The sequence below is a fragment of the Gaetbulibacter aquiaggeris genome, assembly GCF_044003965.1.
Taxonomy (GTDB): Bacteria; Bacteroidota; Bacteroidia; order Flavobacteriales; family Flavobacteriaceae; genus Yeosuana; species Yeosuana aquiaggeris.
On sequence record NZ_JBAWKC010000002.1, the window covers coordinates 524,861 to 547,159 of the forward strand.

At 33.4% G+C, this 22,299-nt stretch carries 19 protein-coding genes; 10 read left to right on the top strand and 9 right to left on the bottom strand.

All coding sequences use genetic code 11. The annotated features are described in order from the left end of the window. Positions 1 to 10: 10 nt before the first annotated feature. The 8 genes from V8G56_RS08635 to V8G56_RS08670 all read right to left on the bottom strand — a co-directional run bounded on the left by V8G56_RS08635 (position 11) and on the right by V8G56_RS08670 (position 8,410). A complete protein-coding gene (locus V8G56_RS08635) occupies positions 11 to 1,267 on the bottom strand; it encodes an alpha/beta hydrolase-fold protein (protein ID WP_395438045.1) in 1,257 nt (418 codons plus the stop codon). Positions 1,268 to 1,322: 55 nt separating this feature from the next. Further along, complete coding sequence (locus tag V8G56_RS08640) at positions 1,323 to 2,096, bottom strand: acyl-[acyl-carrier-protein] thioesterase (protein ID WP_395438046.1); 774 nt, start codon at positions 2,094 to 2,096, stop codon at positions 1,323 to 1,325. A 213-nt stretch (positions 2,097 to 2,309) separates the two neighbouring features. Next, positions 2,310 to 3,359: a DUF6090 family protein gene (locus V8G56_RS08645; protein ID WP_395438047.1), complete on the bottom strand. Its 1,050-nt coding sequence runs from the start codon at positions 3,357 to 3,359 to the stop codon at positions 2,310 to 2,312. 116 nt (positions 3,360 to 3,475) lie between these two features. Next, the gene (locus V8G56_RS08650) at positions 3,476 to 4,198 is read right to left on the bottom strand and encodes a DUF6090 family protein (protein WP_395438048.1); all 723 of its coding nucleotides are present in this window, start codon (positions 4,196 to 4,198) and stop codon (positions 3,476 to 3,478) included. A 167-nt stretch (positions 4,199 to 4,365) separates the two neighbouring features. Then, entirely contained in the window at positions 4,366 to 4,818 is a 453-nt protein-coding gene (locus V8G56_RS08655; RefSeq protein WP_395438049.1) for a nuclear transport factor 2 family protein, read from the bottom strand. A gap of 195 nt (positions 4,819 to 5,013) precedes the next feature. Further along, complete coding sequence (locus V8G56_RS08660) at positions 5,014 to 5,457, bottom strand: cytochrome c oxidase assembly factor Coa1 family protein (protein WP_395438050.1); 444 nt, start codon at positions 5,455 to 5,457, stop codon at positions 5,014 to 5,016. A 273-nt stretch (positions 5,458 to 5,730) separates the two neighbouring features. Continuing rightward, positions 5,731 to 7,077, bottom strand: a complete 1,347-nt coding sequence (locus tag V8G56_RS08665; protein ID WP_395438051.1) for a sensor histidine kinase — start codon at positions 7,075 to 7,077, stop codon at positions 5,731 to 5,733. Further along, positions 7,067 to 8,410: a sigma-54-dependent transcriptional regulator gene (locus V8G56_RS08670; protein WP_395438161.1), complete on the bottom strand. Its 1,344-nt coding sequence runs from the start codon at positions 8,408 to 8,410 to the stop codon at positions 7,067 to 7,069. The genes V8G56_RS08665 and V8G56_RS08670 overlap by 11 nt, the downstream gene beginning before the upstream one ends. 192 nt (positions 8,411 to 8,602) lie before the next feature. Here V8G56_RS08670 and V8G56_RS08675 point away from each other — a divergent pair, with 192 nt between their 5' ends. The 10 genes from V8G56_RS08675 to V8G56_RS08720 all read left to right on the top strand — a co-directional run bounded on the left by V8G56_RS08675 (position 8,603) and on the right by V8G56_RS08720 (position 21,431). Continuing rightward, complete coding sequence (locus V8G56_RS08675) at positions 8,603 to 10,231, top strand: alpha/beta hydrolase-fold protein (RefSeq protein ID WP_395438052.1); 1,629 nt, start codon at positions 8,603 to 8,605, stop codon at positions 10,229 to 10,231. A 41-nt stretch (positions 10,232 to 10,272) separates the two neighbouring features. Next, positions 10,273 to 11,436, top strand: a complete 1,164-nt coding sequence (locus V8G56_RS08680; RefSeq protein ID WP_395438053.1) for an alpha/beta hydrolase-fold protein — start codon at positions 10,273 to 10,275, stop codon at positions 11,434 to 11,436. 139 nt (positions 11,437 to 11,575) lie between these two features. After that, positions 11,576 to 12,811: a hypothetical protein gene (locus V8G56_RS08685; RefSeq protein WP_395438054.1), complete on the top strand. Its 1,236-nt coding sequence runs from the start codon at positions 11,576 to 11,578 to the stop codon at positions 12,809 to 12,811. Between the two features lie 186 nt (positions 12,812 to 12,997). Beyond that, positions 12,998 to 13,753, top strand: a complete 756-nt coding sequence (locus V8G56_RS08690) for a hypothetical protein (RefSeq protein WP_395438055.1) — start codon at positions 12,998 to 13,000, stop codon at positions 13,751 to 13,753. 99 nt (positions 13,754 to 13,852) lie between these two features. Further along, positions 13,853 to 14,278, top strand: a complete 426-nt coding sequence (locus tag V8G56_RS08695; RefSeq protein WP_395438056.1) for a hypothetical protein — start codon at positions 13,853 to 13,855, stop codon at positions 14,276 to 14,278. A 53-nt stretch (positions 14,279 to 14,331) separates the two neighbouring features. After that, on the top strand, positions 14,332 to 15,450 hold the full coding sequence (locus V8G56_RS08700; protein WP_395438057.1) for a hypothetical protein: 1,119 nt from the start codon (positions 14,332 to 14,334) through the stop codon (positions 15,448 to 15,450). Positions 15,451 to 15,559: 109 nt separating this feature from the next. Next, the gene (locus V8G56_RS08705) at positions 15,560 to 16,240 is read left to right on the top strand and encodes an ABC transporter ATP-binding protein (RefSeq protein WP_395438058.1); all 681 of its coding nucleotides are present in this window, start codon (positions 15,560 to 15,562) and stop codon (positions 16,238 to 16,240) included. An 18-nt stretch (positions 16,241 to 16,258) separates the two neighbouring features. Beyond that, positions 16,259 to 18,703, top strand: a complete 2,445-nt coding sequence (locus V8G56_RS08710; protein ID WP_395438059.1) for an ABC transporter permease — start codon at positions 16,259 to 16,261, stop codon at positions 18,701 to 18,703. Between the two features lie 243 nt (positions 18,704 to 18,946). Further along, a complete protein-coding gene (locus V8G56_RS08715) occupies positions 18,947 to 19,750 on the top strand; it encodes a hypothetical protein (protein ID WP_395438060.1) in 804 nt (267 codons plus the stop codon). A gap of 130 nt (positions 19,751 to 19,880) precedes the next feature. After that, the gene (locus V8G56_RS08720; protein WP_395438061.1) at positions 19,881 to 21,431 is read left to right on the top strand and encodes a M20/M25/M40 family metallo-hydrolase; all 1,551 of its coding nucleotides are present in this window, start codon (positions 19,881 to 19,883) and stop codon (positions 21,429 to 21,431) included. Between the two features lie 224 nt (positions 21,432 to 21,655). On the opposite strand, the gene V8G56_RS08725 is transcribed toward V8G56_RS08720, so the two are convergent. After that, positions 21,656 to 22,021, bottom strand: a complete 366-nt coding sequence (locus V8G56_RS08725; protein WP_395438062.1) for a hypothetical protein — start codon at positions 22,019 to 22,021, stop codon at positions 21,656 to 21,658. Positions 22,022 to 22,299 lie beyond the last annotated feature (278 nt).

The following is a 22,299-nucleotide window of genomic DNA, read 5'->3' on the forward strand; positions in this document are numbered from 1 at the left end:
GACTGCCTTTTTACTTTTTTAGTGCTTTTGATATCCTATCTATTTTTTCTTGAGAATAATCATTATCGCCCGTTTCCAGTGCTTTTCTAAAGAACTCTAGTGCTTTCAGGGAGTCTCCAGCAGCCAGGTAACAATCTCCTCTTGAATCATAGACATTATTACTATTTGGAAAATTGGCAATATTTAAATCGAACAAGGCAGCTGCCAGATCAAGCTTTTTGTCCCGCATGTAGTAGTTCCCAAGCCTATTAATCAACCACTCAGCAGGCTTTATTTCGTATCCCATTTTTTGTGATACATTTTCATAATGAGATTTCACTACTTCCAAAGCCTCATCAGCGGTGTATAAGTCTGCACGACCTAGTTCGAACATCTCCTTAAAATCATACCAATCAAATAGAAATCGTAAGCCATCATATTCTGTAATTAGTGGAACACTAAAATGACTTTCTTGCGGGTAGTATTTCCATTCAAAATTTAATCCATTATCCTTCTTTTCTAATGATTTTGCAAATTTCAATATGGATCGTATGTGTACTGAAGTCCCTAAGGTGTCCTCTTCAACGGTGGAATAGTTTTGCCCGCCAATCATCGTATTTGCCATACCTACAAAAAGTCCCTTATTAGTATAATCATGCACCGATAAGAGGGAGTCTACATTTTCCAGATATGCCATATTATCCCACCAAAAACTTGGATCAATTGCCAAATAATTGTTGAAAAGATGGCTTCTGGTTGTTAGGGCATGTATCACACTAAGTCCACCAAACGAATGTCCAACATAAGTTCGAAAAGAGGTTGTTGGATATGTTCTGTCAACATAGGGAATCAACTCATACTCGATAAAATCAAGAAAAGAACTACCTCCTCCACTGGCATATCGTAGTTTATTACCGGTGCGATAATCAACATCAGCATGAGTAGGTATTAAATCGCGACTTCTATTTGTATTTGGAATAGCAATGACGATCATTTCCGGAAGCACAAGTGTACCATTGGTACTCAATTGTTTAATCAAACCTGTTACAGAATGAAAATGTCCGTTACCATCCAGTACATATAAGACGGGATATTTTTTGCCTTCTCGATAGTTTTTTGGTAGATGTACCCATATTTTTCTGGTTTCTCCAAGAATATCAGATTTGAGAGAGTCAATATGACCAATAGTGATTTGATTGTCATTACTTAATTCTGAGTCGTTTTTATTTGACTGATCACATCCAATAGCCATTAGGGCTATAATTAAGAGTGTAAAGGCATTTTTCATATTACGGTGGTTTGTTGTTACTAACGTTTCATATAAACTGTCGTTTTAATGCCGTTTATATATTGTTGTACGTTCGTGTTTCTATTTTCTTCCAAGTTGATTTTGCTGTTGCACAAGCTTTATCAACACCTTCTATTTTTATTGAGTGAATGAATGATTTATCCTTCGTATCATTTTTAGTCAATGAAATAACTGTTTGTCCATAATGAGCTTCTGCAATGAATCTACCATCTATAGAATGCAAATAATAATTATCGACAATTTCTTCAGGAACTGACTCAATCACCCATTGTAAATATCTAATATTATTTACGTGCTTATTCATATCAGTATCATATCTATTGACTTTGAATTTTGATTCATAATCTGAATTATCAACTGCTTTAATTTTCTTAGAAATATTATAATCAATACTTTCTACATTACAAAACGACCATTTTTCCATTATATCATCGAAAATTTGCACAGGTCTTCTTCTATCAATATCAAAGAAAACCCATAACCCTTTAGCTCTTCCGATAATATTATTCTGTTCATCATAAATAATATTTTCTCTATACCCCCTAATTGTCGAATATTGTGACAACCATGTCCTAATGGTAATCTTTTCTTTATAACTGGGATATCGCTCCATTTGCATAACTCCAGAAATTAGTACCCATCCAATATTTTGTTCTTCTAATTGATATAAACTATAGTTAATAGAATGGCAATGGTCAGCTGCCGTTTCTTCTAATAAAGTTAAGATAGTCGTTGGCGAAGCAGTGCCAAATTCGTTCATCTCAAAATATCTTAGTTCAAATTGTTTATCGAAATAATTTTTAATCATATACTTTATCTATTTTAAGTCAATATGACGCACAACTTTTATGTATAAGAATAGTGCGGTTTTGTATGCGAGGGTTTTCCGAAGGAAAATCAGAAGCTAGCAAATCGGCACTAACATTTGATTAATTACTAAACTAAGCATTATTATTATATGGTGTTAGCCTTAAGTTATTTTTAATCCTCTTAATATTCCGTTACATGTTTATCACAAAAATTATTCTAAAATTAAATATCCATCTTTAACGAAGCTGTAAATTTTAGAACATTTATTTTCTTCTACAACTTCTATAAATTCTACTTTGCCGAAATAATACTCTCTAATTATGAATGATGGATAATTTGCATCTGGATGTAAATTAATGCTCTGAATGATGTCTTTGTTTTTATCTATAAAATTGAGTGTTATTTCCTTCTTGTTATTTTTAATTAATACAAAGGTGGTTCTAAAGTTTAAATGCTTATCAGTGTTATACGTTTTCGCCTCGCAATCAAATGTCTCGAATGGTTTTAAATTTTTATTTTTTAAATAATCCTTAATGTCAGTTTCATCATTGGGGTCCATTTTTTTTATATCCCATAAAAGGGCTATTGCCATTGTTCGAATGATTGTAGCATCCCATATATTTTCTTCTAGTTGCAAATTGGAGTACTGTATAACCTTATTTCGATAAATTGGATCATTTAAAATGAAGTCTTTGACTTTCTCTGTCGAAATAGAATCGCTTTCATAAAGCCAAGGTAAGGTTTCAACAAACTCCTTTCTACGTTGTTTGGCTAAATCAACAACTGCTTTTTCCCATATTTTTTGGGATTCAAGAAGTCTTTTGAGTTCTTTTAATTTATGGATAATTGATTGATATTTTTTTGGCAATTGCTTTTCGATAGCAATTAGTTCATTCAGATGTTCATCATTAAATCGAGATGTATTGGTTGCGAAATGAGTTTCTATAATTCTAGGTGATTTTATTATGTTTCTTGTTAGTTTTTTGTCAATAAGAATTGAATTTATCGAATCAAACTCATATCCAAAATCAATTAATTCATTAGCCATTATAATATTACTTTCTAATTCAGATTCAAGTACTTTTATCAAACCTATATTGTCATTATTGGTTTTTCGTAATTCATTCCAATTATTGACCTGCAAAGCAATTAAAATACCTATTACAACAAGTACGATTTCTCCAATAGCATATCTCAAATATTTAAACGGTTTATTATGGTCGGCCAATTTTTTTCTGATTTTTCTGAAGAATGGAATCATTTTTTATTTCAGTTTTTTAATGAAGGCTAACCTTCCGTGTATGGTGTCGTGGCATCCCGCAGGCTGCTATGCATTATACACATTGTTGGCCTTTCGTTATTCAGTTTGTATAAGATTTAATCTGCAATTTCATTGTCAATATTGATTATCAAGCTATCAACAATTTCAATATATCTACTTTGCATTGCTATAAACGTTTGACTATTGTTCACTGTAAAATTCAAAACCTGCTTATACTCTTGATTAAGAATAAACTGCTCATAATTTTTTGGTTTTACAGATTGAAACACTTCAAATGTTTCAAATTCCTTTATGAACATAGGTTTTATGTAATTACTATAATGTTCAACAAAATAAGTTCTTTCGAAGACACGAAAAGCTTCAAACTCATTCCCATAAAGCTTTGATATTTGGTTTCTCAAAGAATCATTAGAAATTAATTTAATACCATTCTGGCTTAGATTATCAAAAGTTGTCTGTACTGGTGCAAATGCTATAAAAGGATATAACGTTGAAAAATGAAAATCTAAAGAATCATTGTATGGCAATTTGTTTTCCATATAATGTAAGATAACTTTATTAGACTTTACACAATTTTCCAGAGCAGTAATATGACCATTAATTTCTATTCTATTTTGTTCTAAATCTGAACGTAATTCTTTAAGAGTATTTATCTCAATAATATGTGTTTTATTTATTTCATTCCAATTGTTTATTTGAAGAGCGATTAAAATGCCTATTACTACTAATATAATTTCACCAACGGCATAGAGTAGGTATTTACTGATTTTGTTTTCAGCGAGTAGTTTTTGTCTTATTTTTCTAAAGAATTTTATCATTGGTTTATTGGTTGGTCATAATTAAGGCTAACGGTCTCGTATAACCGCAGTTCTTTGCGGTGGTGTTTTGAAGTTAGGAAGTTAAGTTATTTTGAGAAGGTGAACTGAAACAAGCTGGAATTGCGGTTATACGTTGTTGTGTGCTGCCATTTTCCAATTCGAGTCAACTAGTGCTCAATTTCATGAGTATCGCGTACACTGCTAAAAGTCAAGTCCAATAATTTCCAGTCATCTTCTTGCTTTTGATAGATTTCCGTAACCGTAAATTCATTAGAAACTTCATTTCCACGCACTACTGCTATAAGAGTAATTCGATTCCAAAGGATTGCAGTTTTGCCGAATATTTCTACCGCGACATCGCGGACATCAGCATTTTTATACCAAATACTGCCCGTTTTAATAATTTCAAGTTCTCTGTCTTTTTTCCAAGTTCCACTCATATGAACAAATTTTGACTCTTCGTCAAAGAGTTTTGCAAGTTCATCCACATTTTTGTCCGCCATCCATTGCCATTTTTCTTTTGATATATTAATAATTTCTTGTTCAGCTTTTAATTCTTGTGAGAAGGACAGATTCACAGTTGCGATTATTAAGGCAAGTCCAATGATTAGTTTTTTCATTTTCCAATATATATATTTAGTTAATCATAATTGTTTTCAGGTTGCACACAACGTTTATGTTTAAGGAACGTTGCGTGTTTGAGTGCGAGGATTTTCCGAAGGAAAATCAGAAGCTAGCAAACAAAGCAACGACCAAACGGTTAAACTAAAATAAGCAATGTTTTTTACACGGCTTAAGTTTGTTGCCCACCGTTTTTATTCCATTTTTATTATTTCAATCGTTTGTTTTTTTTCAGGCGGACTTTTAATTCGGACATTGATTTTTTTATATTCCCATTCATTGTTAATTCTATCTGCTATAATGTCCATTCTAGCTTTTCCTTTTACTCCTTTTATTCGAATCGTTGAGTTCACAGTTTGGTTATCATTCGTGTATTGGACTTCACCTTCTAAAATGGCAAGTTTGTCAATAGGTTCTATGTCTCCGAGTAATTTAATCACTTTTTGGTCAGATTTTACTCTGTTAAGTGCATTTTCATAAAGTTCTGTATCTGAATATGCTTTAGCCAAATCAGCACCAATTCCACCCATTCCAGAAGAAATAAGAACAGCTAAAATCAATAATATTACACTCACAGGAACGAACCATTTCCAATTTCTATTCCACCAACTTTTTTGTTTAATCAGTTCGTTGTACATTTAGTTTTATTTTTTTTTTTTTTTTGATTCCAATTTTAGTTGCCCACACGATTTTTCTCAAATGGTTGGCAACGACCTGCTAAACGCAGGTCTTGTTTACGAATGAAAAGATAATAAATTTAAGTAACAATGATTTGAGAATTTGACAGGTGAAAATTATTACATCTCAAATCAATGGTTATCGACTAGGTAGCGCAGTTCCCGCTACTAGCAAAACCTCTTATGAAATCAAGAGGTTTTTTTATTTTTTAGTTTAGAGGATTTTTGATGTCATTACTTAAATATCAACGCAAATTCTGTAAACTCACCTTCTTTACTGTGGACCTTTATTTTGCCCTTGTGTAACATCATGATTTTTTTAGATAAGCTCAGTCCTATACCACTACCTGTGCTTTTGTTGGTAAAGAAAGGAATAAAAATATCTTCCATGATGTCTTTTGGTATGCCAATGCCATTATCCATTATACTTACGACAACTTTATGATTGTCCGTATATCTTGCCTTAACAGAGATTACTGGTTTTGATTTTTCTTTTAAAGCATCTTTTGCATTCAAAATAAGATTGATGAGCACTTGCTCTATAAGGTGTTCATCAACTTCAATTTCCATTCGTTTTGACTGCATTTCAAAGTTAATTTGGATTCCTTTTGATTTTAGAGAAGGTTCCATCAACGTCTTGATATTTGAGAACAAATCGGATACGTTGATCTTTTTCAAATTTAATTTACTCTCTTTATTCAGGTTTCTATAGGTTTTAGCAAACTTCAATAGGCCTTCGCTTCTTGTCTTAATGGTATGTATCCCGTTAAAAATATCTTTGGTGTCAACAGGATTTTTTTCGGGGTTTTCTAGTTGTAATTGAAGTTGTTGACTCAATGTTTCTGCTAACGACGCTATCGGTGTAATAGAATTCATTATTTCATGAGTCATTACACTTAAAAGTTTCTTCCAGGCTTCTGATTCATTTTTATTCAGGGTGTCTTCAATATTTTGAAGAACAATCAGTTTAAAAGACTCCTCTTCAATTTGAAATAATGTTTCTGAAATTAACACCTTTTGTAAGTCTCGGTTAATGGTTATAGATAGTGTTTCAGGTGTAGGGTAATAGGTTTCAAAGATGCACTCGAACAATTGTGGATCTCTTTTTTCTATAAAGCTGATATTTTTAAAACTTGGTAAATCAATTATTTCTGAAAAGGTTTTATTGCTCCAAAGTACCTTGCCATTTTCTAATTGGTAGGCGATTATACCAACTTCAACTAACTCCAGAATTTTTTGAATATAGACATGCTGTGCTTCACTTTTGGTATTAACTTCTTTGATGGTTCGATTCACTTCATTGAATCCTTTATGTAAAAAACGAATATCTTTTGGGCCTCGGTCTTCTGGAAACCACCTTGAAAAGTCTCTATATTTCACGGCCTCAAAAAAATCGTCAATGATTCTAAATCGTCTTTTTACAAAATGGCGCAATTCCGATACTAAAACAATAAGGGCAATAACTGCAATAAGAATAATCAGAGAGCTAGACTTATAGATACCATAGGCAAAACCAATGAGTACCAACTGGATGATAACAAATCTTAGGAGTAGAAAACCTATGTAAGATTTAAATTTCATACTTTTCGATTCGTCTGTAAAGTGCAGCTCTTGTTATGCCCAATTCTTTGGCAGATTTAGAGATGTTGCCCTTGTATTTTTCCAACACTTTTAAAATGGTGTTTTTTTCTACGTCATCTAGATTCAAAGAATCGGATTCATTACTTGTGGTAACAGATCGCTCAATTGATGAAAAGACAAGGTCTTCCGCTGTTAGACTTGATCCTTCCGCCATAATTACAGCACGTTCCATAACATATTGCAGTTCTCTTACGTTACCAGGAAACTCATGATTCTTCAGTTTTGAGATAAAATCCTTTTCAAGTTCAAGATTCGATTTGTTGTACTTATCAGAATATTGGGCAGCAAAATGCTTTGCAAGTAAAACCAAATCTGATTTTCTATTTCTTAAAGCAGGTAACGAAATATCAACTGTATTTATTCTATAAATTAAATCCTTTCTGAATTTCCCCTCGTCTGCAAGGTCATCCGGAGCCACATTCGTCGCACAGATTAACCGAATGTCCAAATCAATGACTTCATTAGAGCCCAATGGCGTGACTTGTCTATTCTGTAAAACCGAGAGCAATCGGGCCTGTTGCTCAAGGGTTATATTTCCAATTTCATCCAAAAATAACGTCCCGCCGTTAGCAGCAACAAACCTGCCCTCTCTGTCTTCTCTGGCGTCTGTAAAAGCGCCTTTTTTGTAACCAAATAATTCAGATTCGAATAATGAAGGTGTTAAAGCGCCAACATCGACCTTAATAAAGGGCTTCTGGCTGCGGTTTGAATGATCGTGAAGTGCTCTGGCCACTAAATCTTTTCCTGTTCCGTTTTCTCCCAAAATAAGCACGTTAGCATCCGTAGGACCAAGTTTTTTGATTTTTATAAAAACATCAGCCATCTCCGCACTTTCACCAATGATAAACTCATCTCCAGTAGTAGTTTGGGGCGCTTTATCTTTGGTTTTAGATTTAATAACTGTCTCAACAGCTTCTAAAATCTTTGCATTTTTCCAGGGTTTAACAATAAAATCTGAAGCCCCTTCTTTTAAACTCTTAATTGCAATATCTATATCCGCATACGCAGTCATCAATACAACAGCAGCCTCAGGTCTCATTTTTTTAATTTTATTCAACCAAAAAATGCCTTCATTACCTGTATTAACGAGGGCATTGAAATTCATGTCTAGAAAAATTACATCAAATGCTTTTTCCTTTAATTGATTTGGAATGTTATTGGGGTTGTTTTCAAGTATGACTTCTTTGACCAATGGTTTCAATAACAATTGGAAAGCAGTTAAGACATCTTTGTCGTCGTCTATTATAAGTATGGTGGCATCCTTGACTCTCACTATACAATAATACGATTTTATTGGCAACTGAAAAAAACAAAGAGAAAAAGCGAAAGTGTTCATTTTCGAACAATCAATGTATCATTTTCGAACAATCAACAAGACCTTTAGTTTTTTAAATAACTGATAATTAGTGTTTTAAATTTTTGGCACAGAATTGATTATTCAATAAGTGAACTTAAATTAATTACCATGAAAAATTTATTATTTGTATTTACACTGTTTATAGCTTGTTCAATTTTTGGTCAAACCAAAAGAACCATAAATGTTACTGTTCCTAATAAAACAGATGACGTCTTTATTACTGGAAATCAAAAAGCCTTTGGCGATTGGAAACCTGATGTAGTAAAAATGAACAAGCAATCTGAATTTGTCAGATCTATTGATGTAGAGATAACTTATCCAGCAGAATTTAAATTTACCAAAGGCGACTGGAACAGTGAAGGTATTGTGAAGCAATTTAACGATAATCCTAATCTTAAAATCGAGAATGATACTGACCGAAGTGATTTTGAAATTAAGACTTGGTCAGATAATATCGACGGGGAAAAGTTAGGGTTGAATTATGATATTCAATACATTGATTCTGAGTATATGAATGTGAGAAGGATGCTAAAAATTGCTTTACCTATTAATTACGATTCCGCTAAAACATATCCTGTTATTTATGTAACAGATGCGCAGAGTGCCAATTTTCAGGTGACGAAAAGCTATGTTAATGCCTTATCCCAAGCGCAATTCAATATGATCCCGGAGTGTATCGTTGTTGGCATCAATCAAATGCAAAGAAATGATGATTTTTATGGAACAGGCAGTGGAAAATATTTCACAGAATTTTTGATTGAGGAAGTTGTTCCTTACATAGATAAGAAATACAACACATCTGGATTCAATGCTATGGTTGGGCATTCCAACGGAGCAGAATACAATCATAAAGTGATGGTGAATGAGAACAATCCATTTAGAGGATTTATAAGCATGTCAACTTGGTTGGATGAAAATGCCGACGAAGCGCTGACAACGTTTTTAAAGAATTACACCGGTAAAACTATTTACTATTATTTGGCAAACGCTACGCTTGATGCACCGAGCAGAACTGGTTTTGGGAACAAATTAGAGGAAATTTGCTTAAACATTCCAAATGAAAAGATTAAGTTTGTTAAGAATACTGTAGATGGTGATCATCAATCCATTGTTCCTAATTCTTTATTAGACGGCTTAAAATATATCTTTCAAGATTATTCACTAGGAAAGGTGTATCCTACTATTATGGATTTCGATAAGAATTATTTGTCCAATGTAAGAGAGAATTATGGGATTGATGCCATTCTAACAATGGAAATGATTGGTGGATATTGGGAAACCATTGTACGTAAGAAAAGTAAGTCAGAATGGCAATATTATTTGAGTTTTATTGAAGAAAATGGATTATGGTTTGGTAAAGGATTCGACTATGTAAACATTGCCAATGGTTACTATGCCATGGAAATGTATCCAGAAACGATTGAGGCTTATAATAAAGCAATCGATGACATCGATAACTGTGAAGACATTGTGTTTTACGCTAACATAGAAAAACCAATAACCTCTTACTTAAAAGGAGGAGAAGCAAAAGAGTGCATCTCATTCCTTGAAAGCGCAACATCTGTTTTACCTGAGGAATACCACCTTGGAATGACCTATCATATTGCGAAAGTTTCTCTAGAACACAAGACAGAAATAGAAAAAGGAAAAAAAGCCTTAGCCTATTGTAAGGAGAACTTTAAAAAGAACAGGTTCTTTAATCAGCAAGCATTATCTCAATTAGAAGCTCTACAGTAAGCATTACTCGCAACATTCTTAAATTATTTAAAATTAATAAAATGAAAAATATACTCACAACACTAATAATAGCAATAATAACTAGCCTTAGTACTTATGCTCAATATTCTAAAATAGAAAACATAAGCATAGAATCTAAAGAACTGAACCAGACCCGTGAAATCATGGTGTATACCCCAATAGGTTATGATAATGAATATGCTTTGTATAACGTCATTTACGTTTTTGATGCTCAAAACAGAGAACTTTTTGATTATGTGACTTCTGTAGCTAATTTGTCTAAAGAGGCAGGTCAAGGCCTTATCGTGGTAGGAATTAAAGCCACAACTATTTTTGAAGAGGTAAATGGAAAGAAAACCTGGGTTTATGCACGAAATAGTGATTTATTACCGGAAGATACTAAACGATTAGGAGGCCGAAAAGGGAACTTAAATAATTTCTTGGCTTACGTGAAAAATGAAGTTATTCCTTATGTAGAAGCTAATTACAGATTATTGCCTGGAAAAATGGCTATAGGCCATTCCTTAAGTGCTTCGTTTGTGGTATATGCGCTGACTCAGTATCCTGACATGTTTGATAATTATGTGGCTGTTTCTCCTAATCTTGAGTATGATGATGAATTCTTATTGAATAAGTTGAGAACAGTAGACACTCAAAACCTTACTACCAAAAAATATTTGTACATGAGTCATGCAGATGAAGCTAATTGGGGTTGGGGGCCATCAAACAAAGCGGCTTATGCCTTGTTAAACGATACCCTTCAGTGCGATACATTTCAGGTGAAGATTGAAGAATATCCCAATGAAGGACACATGTCCAGCTACATCCCTGCAGTACGTTCTGCTATGAAAACCTACTTAAAAGAAATAAGACCTTCATGGAAAGACATTCGCTCAGAAGAAACCTACGAGGTTACCTTCCAGGTTAAGGTATTGAAGGAAAATGATGAGGTCTATATTTTCGGGAACCAGGAAATTCTGGCCAATTGGCAGAAGGACAAAATTAAGATGCAGAAGACAGGTCCCTTAGAACGAGAAATTACCTTAGAAGTTCAAAATCATGTGGAAGTTCAATTTTCTAATGATGGAGAATCTTTAGCTTGGATTTCAATAGGCGACATGGGAAGAAGCACTCATCCTATGATGATCAAGCCTGAAGCGGGAGCAGTCTATAGCTTTGAAATAACAGAAAATAAACCCTTTTGATTAAATTATAAATGTGTTATGCGCAAGCCTGATAATAAATAAAACGCCACATAACAAATGGGTAACATTTTTAAGTCTAATCAGTCGTTAAAGAAATACTAGAGAAAATTAATTTTTTTTTTAAAAGAACAATCATATTATGAAATTATCATTATTTACGAAAAAAGTTTTGGCAATCAATTTTTTCAGTGCAATCATTTTTAACAATCTAACCGCTCAAAATTCAGAAAATACGTTTCAGAACATTCCATTACTGGATTCCCTTACTATTGAAAAAGCGGTCACATATTTTCAGATAGACAATGCTAACCTAAACGGAGAAGGAGCTGATATCCTAAAACAGCATATTGCGAGCTCTAAATTCTTTGTGCTTGGGGAAAATCATTATTCAAATGAAATTTCAAAACTAACCAAAAGCCTGGTTCCTATACTTGATAAATCAGGATATAAGGCGGTTGCTTTTGAAGTAGGTCCTCTAAGTGCAGAAAAACTTAAAGAACTGTCTGAGATTCCTGATTCTACCCAGGCAAGACTAAAAGCTTTTAATGGTAATTACTTCAATTCCTCTTGGGGGACGTCAGCAATTGCTTTTTTCAACGGCGTTTCCGATGCAGCATTTTTGAAAGCATTTGCCGAAACCGATATGGAAATTTGGGGAATTGATCAGGAACTTCTTTTTTCAGTTTTGTTTTTAGGAGACGATATGGTGGAATCAAAATCGAATGACCCGAACTACGAAGAGATCAAAGCTGCCTGGACCAAAGCTAAAGAAACAGCAGAAGCTGAATTTGAAAAAATGCCAAGAAATGTTCTGAATAAAATATTTACACATCCTGATTTTCAGCAATTTGAGAAGATGTTTGATTCGGATGATATATATGCTCAGGAGGTTCTCAAAAGATTGTATGAAACCAAGCATATTTATGAAAGTCATCATAAAATCCGGGTAGATTATATAAATTCAAATTTCCTGAGTAATTATCTGGCTTTTGAAGAGGAACATCAGGATGCGCGCTATTTCATTAAAATTGGGGCTATTCATGCTGCAACTAATACGCGTTCACTTGGCTATTATGATGTGGGCGCTTTAACACAGGAAATTGCAAACGCAGAGAATGCTAAAAGTACCAATGTGATCATTCCCAGAGCGACTTATGAAGGCGAGGATTATCGAGATGTGGGTGCATCTCTTATTAACTTTCATAAGAAAGACAGGTGGACTCTCATCGACCTGGAAAAATTACGTAATGATTTGAATTCAAATAAATTTCAGATCATTACGCACCCTGAATACCGGGAGTTAAGCAGAACAATCAAGGGTTTTGATCTGCTTTTGATTCCCCCGGCCGACAAGAAGCAGGTCCCAAACAGGTAGTAGATTTAAAAAAGCATTATTATGATCCAACGCACAACACTGCTTCATCACCAATAGGCGGTAGCTGAACAAACATATGAAACTTAAAAATTCAAACAAGAAAACAACTAGCGGAATAATCTGTGCTTATCATTCCTTCAACTGGCGATAAGCGAGACCGTTTTAACCAATTTAAAATTACGTATTATGAAAAAAACAACATTATTTTTTGCACTGCTTCTATTACATTCTATGTATTCTTTCTCGCAAGATTTAGGAACTAAAACACTAGAAGAGATTCGTCAAAAACAGATTGAAAACATCAAAAATCCTGAATTATGGGATATGGAGCGGATGAAAGATTTAGATATTGAACCAATAAAAGAACGTGAACCTATCAGGTTTGGCGCTTTTCCCGTACCTCATTACAATAGTCTTTTTGGCTTTGACTATAGAGGAGGCGGGACAGTTGATAACAAAATGGCTCGATCTTTACCGGATTATAGGATTACCGTGGAAGATAAGGAAATTGTATTTGCCAGTTTTCAAATAGGTAACAGTGAATTATATAAAGAAGAACAACGAAATACGGCATTTTTTACTGTTCTTACAGTTATAGATACTGTTGATACTGATAACTTCGCTTTAGGTGCATCCAGATTCATTTCAAGAAATCACCCGGATTATACCGGCCAGGGATCATTTATTACAAAAGACAATAAGGTCGAATTTGTTGCTTTTGCAACACCCGATAAAGGGAACTTTGCCATTGTGAATATGAGACTGTTTCATCTGGAATATGGAAATATTATTTTAATCACTCCTCAAAAAGATGGTTCTTTTAGGTCTCTCCAGATACAGGGTTCAGTACCTCCTGCAGAAGCTAGTTTTGAGTATATAAAAACAAATGTCTTGCAAAGAGAAGAAGTCATTAAGTTTTTTACTGCGAAAGGCGTAATATAAAGGGGATTACAACAATGGATGTAGTGAATGGCTTCCTTTTTTTCAACTACATGAACATATACTAGCTGTTAGATAAAAAATAAATTTAAAGTAATACCTATGATTAAAAAGCTGTTCAAATACCCCATGACTTATATCATTGCACTCTTAATTATGTATTCAGTATATGATTATTTTGAACACATTGGGCGAAGTAGTTCTACTTTTCAAGAACATCCAATATGTTGGTTATGGTTTAGTTTTGCGGCGGTATTATCCTTTATCCTTGTTGTGATGCTGGTTAAAAAGGGAGTAGAAAAGGTGACTATTCAAAAATTATTGGTCATTGAAGTTTTTTCTATTGGAATATGGCTGGCGTTATATATTAAGTTAATTGGTCCTTTGATTAATAAGTTGTTTTGGCCTTTTGATGATTTATATTTTAGTTTCCGTTTTGGCCCATTCTTTATCATTTTAACAGCTTATTTCGTTATTAGAATGGTTGTAAACCTCGTCACTGGTAAACAAGTACTTTATTCAAACTAAATATAAAAACTACTTAGGTACTTATACACGAACTCTTTTAAAATTTAAAACAAATGAAAAAAACTCTAATTCTAATCATTCTAGGCCTTGTAACAATCCTTTCAGCATGCCAGAATCAAAAAAAAGATTCGCAGGAGAGCAGTAAAAACTTAAAATCAGAGAATCAATTTAATCTTCCTGATAGTTTATCATCGAGAAGAATAGCTTTCGTCTTAAACCTTAAACAAAAGGTTGCTGAAAAAGCTTGGCCTGGTTTTGGTGAAAAGAATACTGAAGGCACATTGATTTACTTTAATGGAAATAATTCTGAAGTATTCTTTCCTAACGCATTGGTAATTAAAACTCTGGATGAGTACACCCAATATGGTGAAAATTATTTGTTGACTTCAAGAACAGACAGTATTCCCTATCATATGGAGAACATGTTGAGTTTTGATGAATCAGATGCGTCCCGGTTTTTCTATGATAGTCCAGTGGAACAGTATTCTTCAGTCGAAGAAATTGGGAACTACATTCCATCTGTGGAAAGTACAGAAATGTGGTCTACAATGGTTATACATGAAATGTTTCATCACTATCAGCTGAATAATAAAAACTATAAAACATATGCAAAATCACCTATTAGTGGTTTAGCTTTGAATCCCAATACTTTAATTTCCTTATTTAAAGAAGATCAAAACTTCTTACCAATGATTCAAAGTGAAAATGAATACCTCATGCAGGCCCTTTCGGAAGAAGATACAATTGTTCGTGATGAATTGATTTCCAAATACTTAAATGCCCGTGAAAGTCGTATACAATTGTATAGCGAAGCGTATCCAGATTTAGAGCAAGTAGAGAATTTTTATGTAATTCAGGAAGGATCAGCCAGATATATTGAGTATGAGAGCATGCTAATTCTATCAGATTATGCCAATAATTCTAATTCTACAGTAATTGCGAATGACCCTATGTTTAAATCCTATTCAGAATTTAAAGAGGTTAATCTTAGTGATAAGGCATTCGACTACCTTACCTACGCAAGTCCTTCTACCTATTATTATGCTATTGGCTTTAATATGATGCGTCTTTTAGATGAATTAAAGGTTGAATATAAATCAAAATTGCTGAATAATCCAGACATAGGTTTGCATAACTATTTAGAAGATTACATCAATGCCTTAACTGATTAGAAAAAAATTAAAAACGGTTAAGAAAACGGATATTCATCTTTATTATAAACACTGCAATACTTGAGTAAGTTTTGTAAATTAACCAAAAATTAAAAATTATAGACCACAAATGGTTGAAATAAGCAACATAGAAAAATTCTACAAGACAGACGACATCCAAACACTTGCCTTAAACAAATTTTCAATGAAGGTTAAAGAAGGTGAGTTTGTTGCGATTATGGGACCATCTGGTTGTGGTAAAACAACCCTTCTAAATATCATTGGCTTAGTGGATAATGCAGATGCTGGCAGTTATTTATTAAATGGTAAAGAGGTATCGCATTTAAACGAAAGAAAACGGTCTAAATTCAGAAAGCAAAACATAGGCTTTGTATTTCAAAGTTTTAACCTTATCGACAATCGAACGGTTTTTGAAAATGTAGAATTACCCTTAATCTATAATAATGTCAAAAAATCTGAGCGCAAAGAAAAGGTAGAGTCCTTACTGAAAAAGATGCAAATTATGCACCGGCGAAACCACTATCCTCATCAATTATCTGGAGGTCAGCAGCAGCGGGTTGCTATTGCAAGAGCTGTAGTAAATAATCCTAAAATTATCCTTGCTGACGAACCTACAGGAAACCTCGATTCTACTAATGGTAACGAGGTTATGGATTTGTTATCCGATTTAAATGATAACGGAACGACCATAATCATGGTTACTCATAGTGAACATGATGCGAAGTACAGCCATCGCATTATCAGAATGCTCGATGGCCAAAAAGTGAGCGAAAATATGTTGAAAATTTAACCCCTTTCGTATTAAACCATGATGTTCACCAACTTTTTAAAGATAGCATGTAGAAACTTGATTAACAATAAGTTGTTCTCGGTCATCAACATCATTGGCATTACGGTTGGGTTTAGTTTTTCTCTCCTTATAGGTCTCATAATTTATTATGAATCAACTTTTGAGTATTTCCACAAAGACAAAGACCTTATCTACAGAGTTGTTTCAGAAACCAAGTCACCCAACGAAACATTCTTTAACTCAGGTGCAACATTAGCCTTAAAAGATGCTATAATAAACAATTCAAACTTTGAGGAGTTAGGTAGTCTTTTTATGTGGCAACCTAACAAAGTAACCGTAAAAAAAACAGAGAAAACATTTGATACGCCAAAGTATGTTGTCTTTGCAGGACAAGATTACTTTAAAATTTTTAACTACACATTTTTAGCAGGCAATGCGATAAATCCATTAGAAAATGAATCTAATGTTGTTTTAACTGAAAAAAGTGCTAAAAGGTATTTTCCAGATTTGGCTTTAAATGAAATTATAGGGAAAACCTTAACTTATGATTCATTAGAAGTAACAATTGCAGCAATTGTAGATAATCTTCCAAAACGAACAGACCTTGTTTTTCAAGAGTTTATTTCATGGCCAACCATTCTTAAATCTCGGTATAGAAAGCTCGTTGAAGAAAAAAACTGGAACCTTACTACTTCAGATTCTCAATTGTTTGTAAAGCTTAGACCAAATGCTAACCTTGAAGATATTCAAAAATTATTTGATCGGCTAACTCGTGAAAACAGAAATGATCTTGTTTTAGAAAATAGTATTACAAACTCTATAAGGCTTCAGCCTTTGTTAGATATGCACTTTAATGAATTATATCAAATCCATAATTGGCAAGATAAGCGTGCAAATAAATCATTATTGAAGAATTTTGGACTAATAGCACTGTTTCTATTGTTGTTAGGATGCGCGAATTTTATTAATCTGACAACCGCTCAGGCAACACAACGCGCAAAAGAAATTGGAATCCTTAAAATATTGGGTTGCAGCAAACAACAATTGATAACACAATTTATGGTAGAGACGTTTTTGTTAGTCCTTGTTTCAGCTGTGATTTCTGTTGCGTTAATCGATACCTTATTAATTGTTTTTGCAGATTTTGTTCCTGAAGGGTTAACAATAGACTTTCTTTTTCATTCTGAAATCTTAATTTATATTTTTATTTTGATAGTTTGTATAACATTGCTTTCAGGGTTTTATCCAGCATTTGTGTTATCGAAATATAAACCTGTAAAAATTTTAAAGAACAAGTTTTTAGTAAGCAATAAAAAAGCAATCCCTAGAAAAATATTAACAGTAATTCAATTCGGCATTGCACAGGTTTTTATAATTGGTGCATTGTTGGTTAATAGTCAGATTAATTTCATGCTTACAAAGGATATGGGATTTAATAAAGAGACTACAGTATCTGTTTATCAACCCTTAATGGCAAGAAATTTAAATAATTTAAAAACTCTGGCCAGCAAAATAAAAGAAGTTGAGGCTGTGGAAACATTGACAATGTGTTTTAACCCTCCAGCCTCTAATAATGTATTTTTTAGTGATTTTACACGCAAAACGGATTCAGCTGATATAACTAAGCAGATGCGATTTCTTTTTGGAGATATAAATTATTTGAATGCATTTGATATTGACTTAATAGCAGGTAGAGAAAGAAAACATGACACTGTTAAAGAAGTATTAATTAATGAAACAGCTTTAAAAACATTAGGTTTTAATAAACCTGATGATGCCATAAATGAAAAGGTTATTCTTTATCCCGACACCTTAAAAATAGTTGGTGTTATGAAGGATTTTCACCAGAAATCTCTGCATAATCCAATAGAACCCCTTGTACTACGAGGTGATTGGTATAATGCTAAGTTTAGTCAGTTTCAAATGATCAGTATGAAGTTAAAGCCGCTTTCAGGAGGAAGGATTAGTGAAGTCATAAATGAAATAGAAAAAAGGTACAAAGAAGTCTATCCAAATACAGAAATGAAGTTAGAATTTATGTATAAAACTGTTGAGGATTTTTATAATAGAGAACAGAAAATATCCAAACTTTTAAAATGGGCATCTGGCTTGTCTATCTTAATTAGTTGTTTGGGGCTTTTAGGTTTGGTCATTTATACTACCAATATGCGTGTAAAAGAAATTGGAATACGAAAAGTGGTTGGAGCATCGGTTTTAGAAATTTATATGTTGCTTTGTAAGGAATTTATAATTCTTGTTGGTATAGCATTTATTGTTGCTTCACCTATTGCGTATTACCTGGTGAATCAATGGTTAAATTTATTTACATATAAAGTTTCTTTGAGTATTTCTAATTTCTTAATTGGTGGCCTAATTATGATATTATTTTCATTTGTGGTTATGAGTATAACCACTCTGAAAAGGGCGAACTCTAATCCAGTTAATTCATTGAATTTTGATTGAAAGGGTTTATGAATATTTATTTATTGATTTTAATTGTACCAAATTGGGGCTTTTTATTTGTCAGGCCAATAAAAGTAATGTTCTATAGTATTAAATTAAATAAATCAGAATATGAAAAAAATAACGATTTATTTAATAATTACCTTAGCAACAACGAGCCTTACCTTCGGCCAGCAATATGGCTGCTTCGATTTTACTTGGGAGGGGGTTACAGTTTCAGGTAGATATATTCCCAAGACCGTCATGAATGTATCTGTAAATGTTGATGGCTTACCGCATGAATTTACAATGCAATTGGATCTTGGTGCTGTAAAAACCAATTTATATGGGAATTCTTTCAAGCCCTATATAGACGCATATCCTTCAGTAAAGGATAAAATTGACTCCACCAAGACTTTTATGATGCAGAATGAGAAGAACATCATGTTCGGAGGAATGAGACTGAGTATGGGTGATTTAGAATTTAACAATATGGAAATAGGTTTATTCGCAGGATATGGAACTTTAATGACTGCTGATTCAGTAAATACCAAAACTTCCAAACATATAGGGACAATTGCCCCAGACCTGTTTCAAGATAAAGTATTAATAATTGACTATCCAAATAATAGAATTTGCCTCTCAAAAGAGCTTCCAAGTGAATATAGTAGTTTGGATTTTCAGGACTTAGTATTAGAGAGCGGACGTATTAAGATACCTTTCAACATCAATGAATGTAGAGAAATGCTAATGTTTGATACGGGTTCGAGCATGTTTTCACTGCTGACAACAAAAATTAATGCAAAGCAAATATCGGATGGAATCGTAGCTGATTCGCTAAGCGTAAACAGTTGGGGGACTGATATACCAGTTTATGGAAGCAAAATGACAACCCATGTGAAGTTTGGTGGCAAATATTTGCCTGCCGAACTTGTTTATTTTGTTGATAATCCACAGTTCGATGCTGGCTTTAAACAAATGGGTATTTGGGGGATAACAGGTAACGCCTATTTTTCAAGCAATACTATTATTATTGATTATAGGAATAAAAAAATAGCGGTTAAATAACGCTATAGAACAAAGTAAATGACTTTCATGCCCAGCAAAAGCTGGTCACGCCGCATATACGAGCCGTTGTACTTTCGGTATTCTTTATTAATTTCATTACATTGCAACCAAATATATCATTATTCACTATATGAAAATCTTTTCTAAAATTTTTATCACAGCATTCCTCTTTATAGGATTATCCGCAACCAGCCAAACCTTGCCGCAAGCGCTTGCGAAAATCAAGACAGAAGGCTTTCAAAAATCAGAGGTTATATCTCTAATTACAGACTTGTCTGATGTCTATGGCCCACGATTGACGGGAACAAACCAATATTACACCGCTGCGGAATGGGCAAAGAAAACCATGGAAAATTGGGGAATGGACAAGGTCTATTTTGAAAATTATTGTGATGATTGTATGGGATGGGAAGTGAAATCATTTAACGTAGAAATGATAGAACCAGCTTATATGAAAATACAGGCCTATCCGTATGCGTGGACAGAACCCTCAAATGGGGTACAAATAGGCGATTTAATATGGATAGAAAGTTATGCTGATTTAGAAAATGTAAAACAAAAATGGAGCGGAAAATTAAAAGGAAAAACCATATTGATGGGAGCTGCGCCAAAACAAAATATGCTATTTGAACCACTTTCAACACGATTTACTAAAGACCAAATTGAGGACGCTCAAAAATCAATTGTTACTGCGCCAAATAATTCGTTAGATCCTTCTGCTTCAGATATTGATTTAGTTGAAGATGACGAGGCGTTTGAAATCTATAAGAGAAAGGATGACGCCTTTTTTGCCTTCTTAAAAGCAGAAGGGGCCATGAATGTTATGGCAACAAGGCCTTTATTTCCAGGTATTATTCATCCAGGTGGCACCTATAATTATAAAAAAACGGATGCAAAACCAATCCCTTATTTTGCAATTTCACCAGAAAATTTCGGAAAACTACAACGCTTAATAGTCAAAGGAATCAATCCAAAAATTAAATTCAATTTAGATTCAGAACTCTATTTAAAACCTGAAAATAATGTAAATATTATCGGAGAAATTATAGGTTCAGACCCAAAATTAAAAGATGAAGTTGTTATGGTTGGTGCTCACTTCGACTCTTGGCATTCAGCATCTGGCACGACAGATAATGGCGCAGGTTCTGCCGTAATGATGGAAGTGATGCGAATTCTCAAAGCGTCTGGATTAAAACCAAAGCGAACCATTAGAATTGCCCTTTGGGGAGGAGAGGAACAGGGGTATTTAGGTTCTATGGCGTATGCAGAAAATCACTATGGAAAATTAAAGGAAACCAAAAGAAAAAATGAAGTTGAAAAAATTTCGGCCTATCTAAATATGGATAATGGTGCTGGTCAAATGCGAGGCATCTTTTTACAGGGAAATGAAGCTGTCAGACCAATTTTTGAAGAGATGCTAAAGCCCTACGCAAATTTAGATGTGAATGCTTTAACCATTGAAAACACAGGCGGAACAGATCATGTGGTTTTTGATTATTACAAGATACCTGCGTTTCAAATCATTCAAGATGAATTGAATTATAGCACAGTAACGCACCACACTAATTTAGATGTTTTAGAATATGTTCCAGAACGCGATATGATGATAAATGCTACCGTACTAGCGTCATTGGTATATCAAATTGCGCAAGAGGATGTGCGTTTGCCAAGGGAAGATTAAAGGCTAATACCTGATTTATTTTTTTTCATAAAGTTGTAATGGATTTTTCTAAATAATTTTATCATTGGTTAAGGGTTAGTTATAATGAAGCACAACATTTATGTATAAGAATAGTGCGGTTTTGTGTGCGAGGATTTTCCACCGTAAACCGAAGATAGCAAATTTTTGAGGACTTTCCGAGAATAAAGTTAGAAGCAATGAACTATAGCCGGTGTTGTAAAACATTATTCTATTCTATAAAGTTCAAATTTATATTCTTGTTTTTTCCATTTCATTCTAATTATATAGGAATTTGTTGTGCTTGAAATCAGTTCATATTCATATTTGTCACCTTTTTCGCTTAAAGCACTTTTAAATGGGTCGTTACTTTCTTTGAATATTAAATCAAAACGACAATCATCAATCCATACTATATCTAGAAAAGAATAAGTCTTTCCGTTTTTCATTCTTTCCATCAAAATTTGATCTTTTATAGAAACAAAAGTTGTATCCTTTATCATTGAATTTGGAGTTGAATTCAAATAATAAAACTCTCCTTTTTTTAGCCTGCTACAATCAAGATTTTCTTTTGGCACAAAATCTTTTTCCATCTTATTTATTGGGTCTGTCAAATAAGGAATAATATAATCACATTCTTTTGCGATTGCTACACCAATTTCGTTAGCGATTTTATTAAAATCAATTTCACCCCATCATTTTCATGCTATAATCAGCTTTAAATGAGTTGGTTAAATCAAAAAGCATATTTGCTTTGCTGGTTCGACATTCCTTATTTTTCAAGGAAAATTTAAAACCTTCTGGAAACATGATGTTTTGAAACACCCTTTTGTCATTATAGTTTAAAGAAACATAGAATTCACTGGGGTTT

Bases quoted from the DNA above. Each gene is read 5' to 3' on its own strand.
- V8G56_RS08635 (WP_395438045.1), bottom strand. From the start codon at position 1,267: ATGAAAAATGCCTTTACACTCTTAATTATAGCCCTAATGGCTATTGGA.
- V8G56_RS08640 (WP_395438046.1), bottom strand. From the start codon at position 2,096: ATGATTAAAAATTATTTCGATAAACAATTTGAACTAAGATATTTTGAG.
- V8G56_RS08645 (WP_395438047.1), bottom strand. From the start codon at position 3,359: ATGATTCCATTCTTCAGAAAAATCAGAAAAAAATTGGCCGACCATAAT.
- V8G56_RS08650 (WP_395438048.1), bottom strand. From the start codon at position 4,198: ATGATAAAATTCTTTAGAAAAATAAGACAAAAACTACTCGCTGAAAAC.
- V8G56_RS08655 (WP_395438049.1), bottom strand. From the start codon at position 4,818: ATGAAAAAACTAATCATTGGACTTGCCTTAATAATCGCAACTGTGAAT.
- V8G56_RS08660 (WP_395438050.1), bottom strand. From the start codon at position 5,457: ATGTACAACGAACTGATTAAACAAAAAAGTTGGTGGAATAGAAATTGG.
- V8G56_RS08665 (WP_395438051.1), bottom strand. From the start codon at position 7,077: ATGAAATTTAAATCTTACATAGGTTTTCTACTCCTAAGATTTGTTATC.
- V8G56_RS08675 (WP_395438052.1), top strand. From the start codon at position 8,603: ATGAAAAATTTATTATTTGTATTTACACTGTTTATAGCTTGTTCAATT.
- V8G56_RS08680 (WP_395438053.1), top strand. From the start codon at position 10,273: ATGAAAAATATACTCACAACACTAATAATAGCAATAATAACTAGCCTT.
- V8G56_RS08685 (WP_395438054.1), top strand. From the start codon at position 11,576: ATGAAATTATCATTATTTACGAAAAAAGTTTTGGCAATCAATTTTTTC.
- V8G56_RS08690 (WP_395438055.1), top strand. From the start codon at position 12,998: ATGAAAAAAACAACATTATTTTTTGCACTGCTTCTATTACATTCTATG.
- V8G56_RS08695 (WP_395438056.1), top strand. From the start codon at position 13,853: ATGATTAAAAAGCTGTTCAAATACCCCATGACTTATATCATTGCACTC.
- V8G56_RS08700 (WP_395438057.1), top strand. From the start codon at position 14,332: ATGAAAAAAACTCTAATTCTAATCATTCTAGGCCTTGTAACAATCCTT.
- V8G56_RS08705 (WP_395438058.1), top strand. From the start codon at position 15,560: ATGGTTGAAATAAGCAACATAGAAAAATTCTACAAGACAGACGACATC.
- V8G56_RS08710 (WP_395438059.1), top strand. From the start codon at position 16,259: ATGATGTTCACCAACTTTTTAAAGATAGCATGTAGAAACTTGATTAAC.
- V8G56_RS08715 (WP_395438060.1), top strand. From the start codon at position 18,947: ATGAATGTATCTGTAAATGTTGATGGCTTACCGCATGAATTTACAATG.
- V8G56_RS08720 (WP_395438061.1), top strand. From the start codon at position 19,881: ATGAAAATCTTTTCTAAAATTTTTATCACAGCATTCCTCTTTATAGGA.
- V8G56_RS08725 (WP_395438062.1), bottom strand. From the start codon at position 22,021: ATGGAAAAAGATTTTGTGCCAAAAGAAAATCTTGATTGTAGCAGGCTA.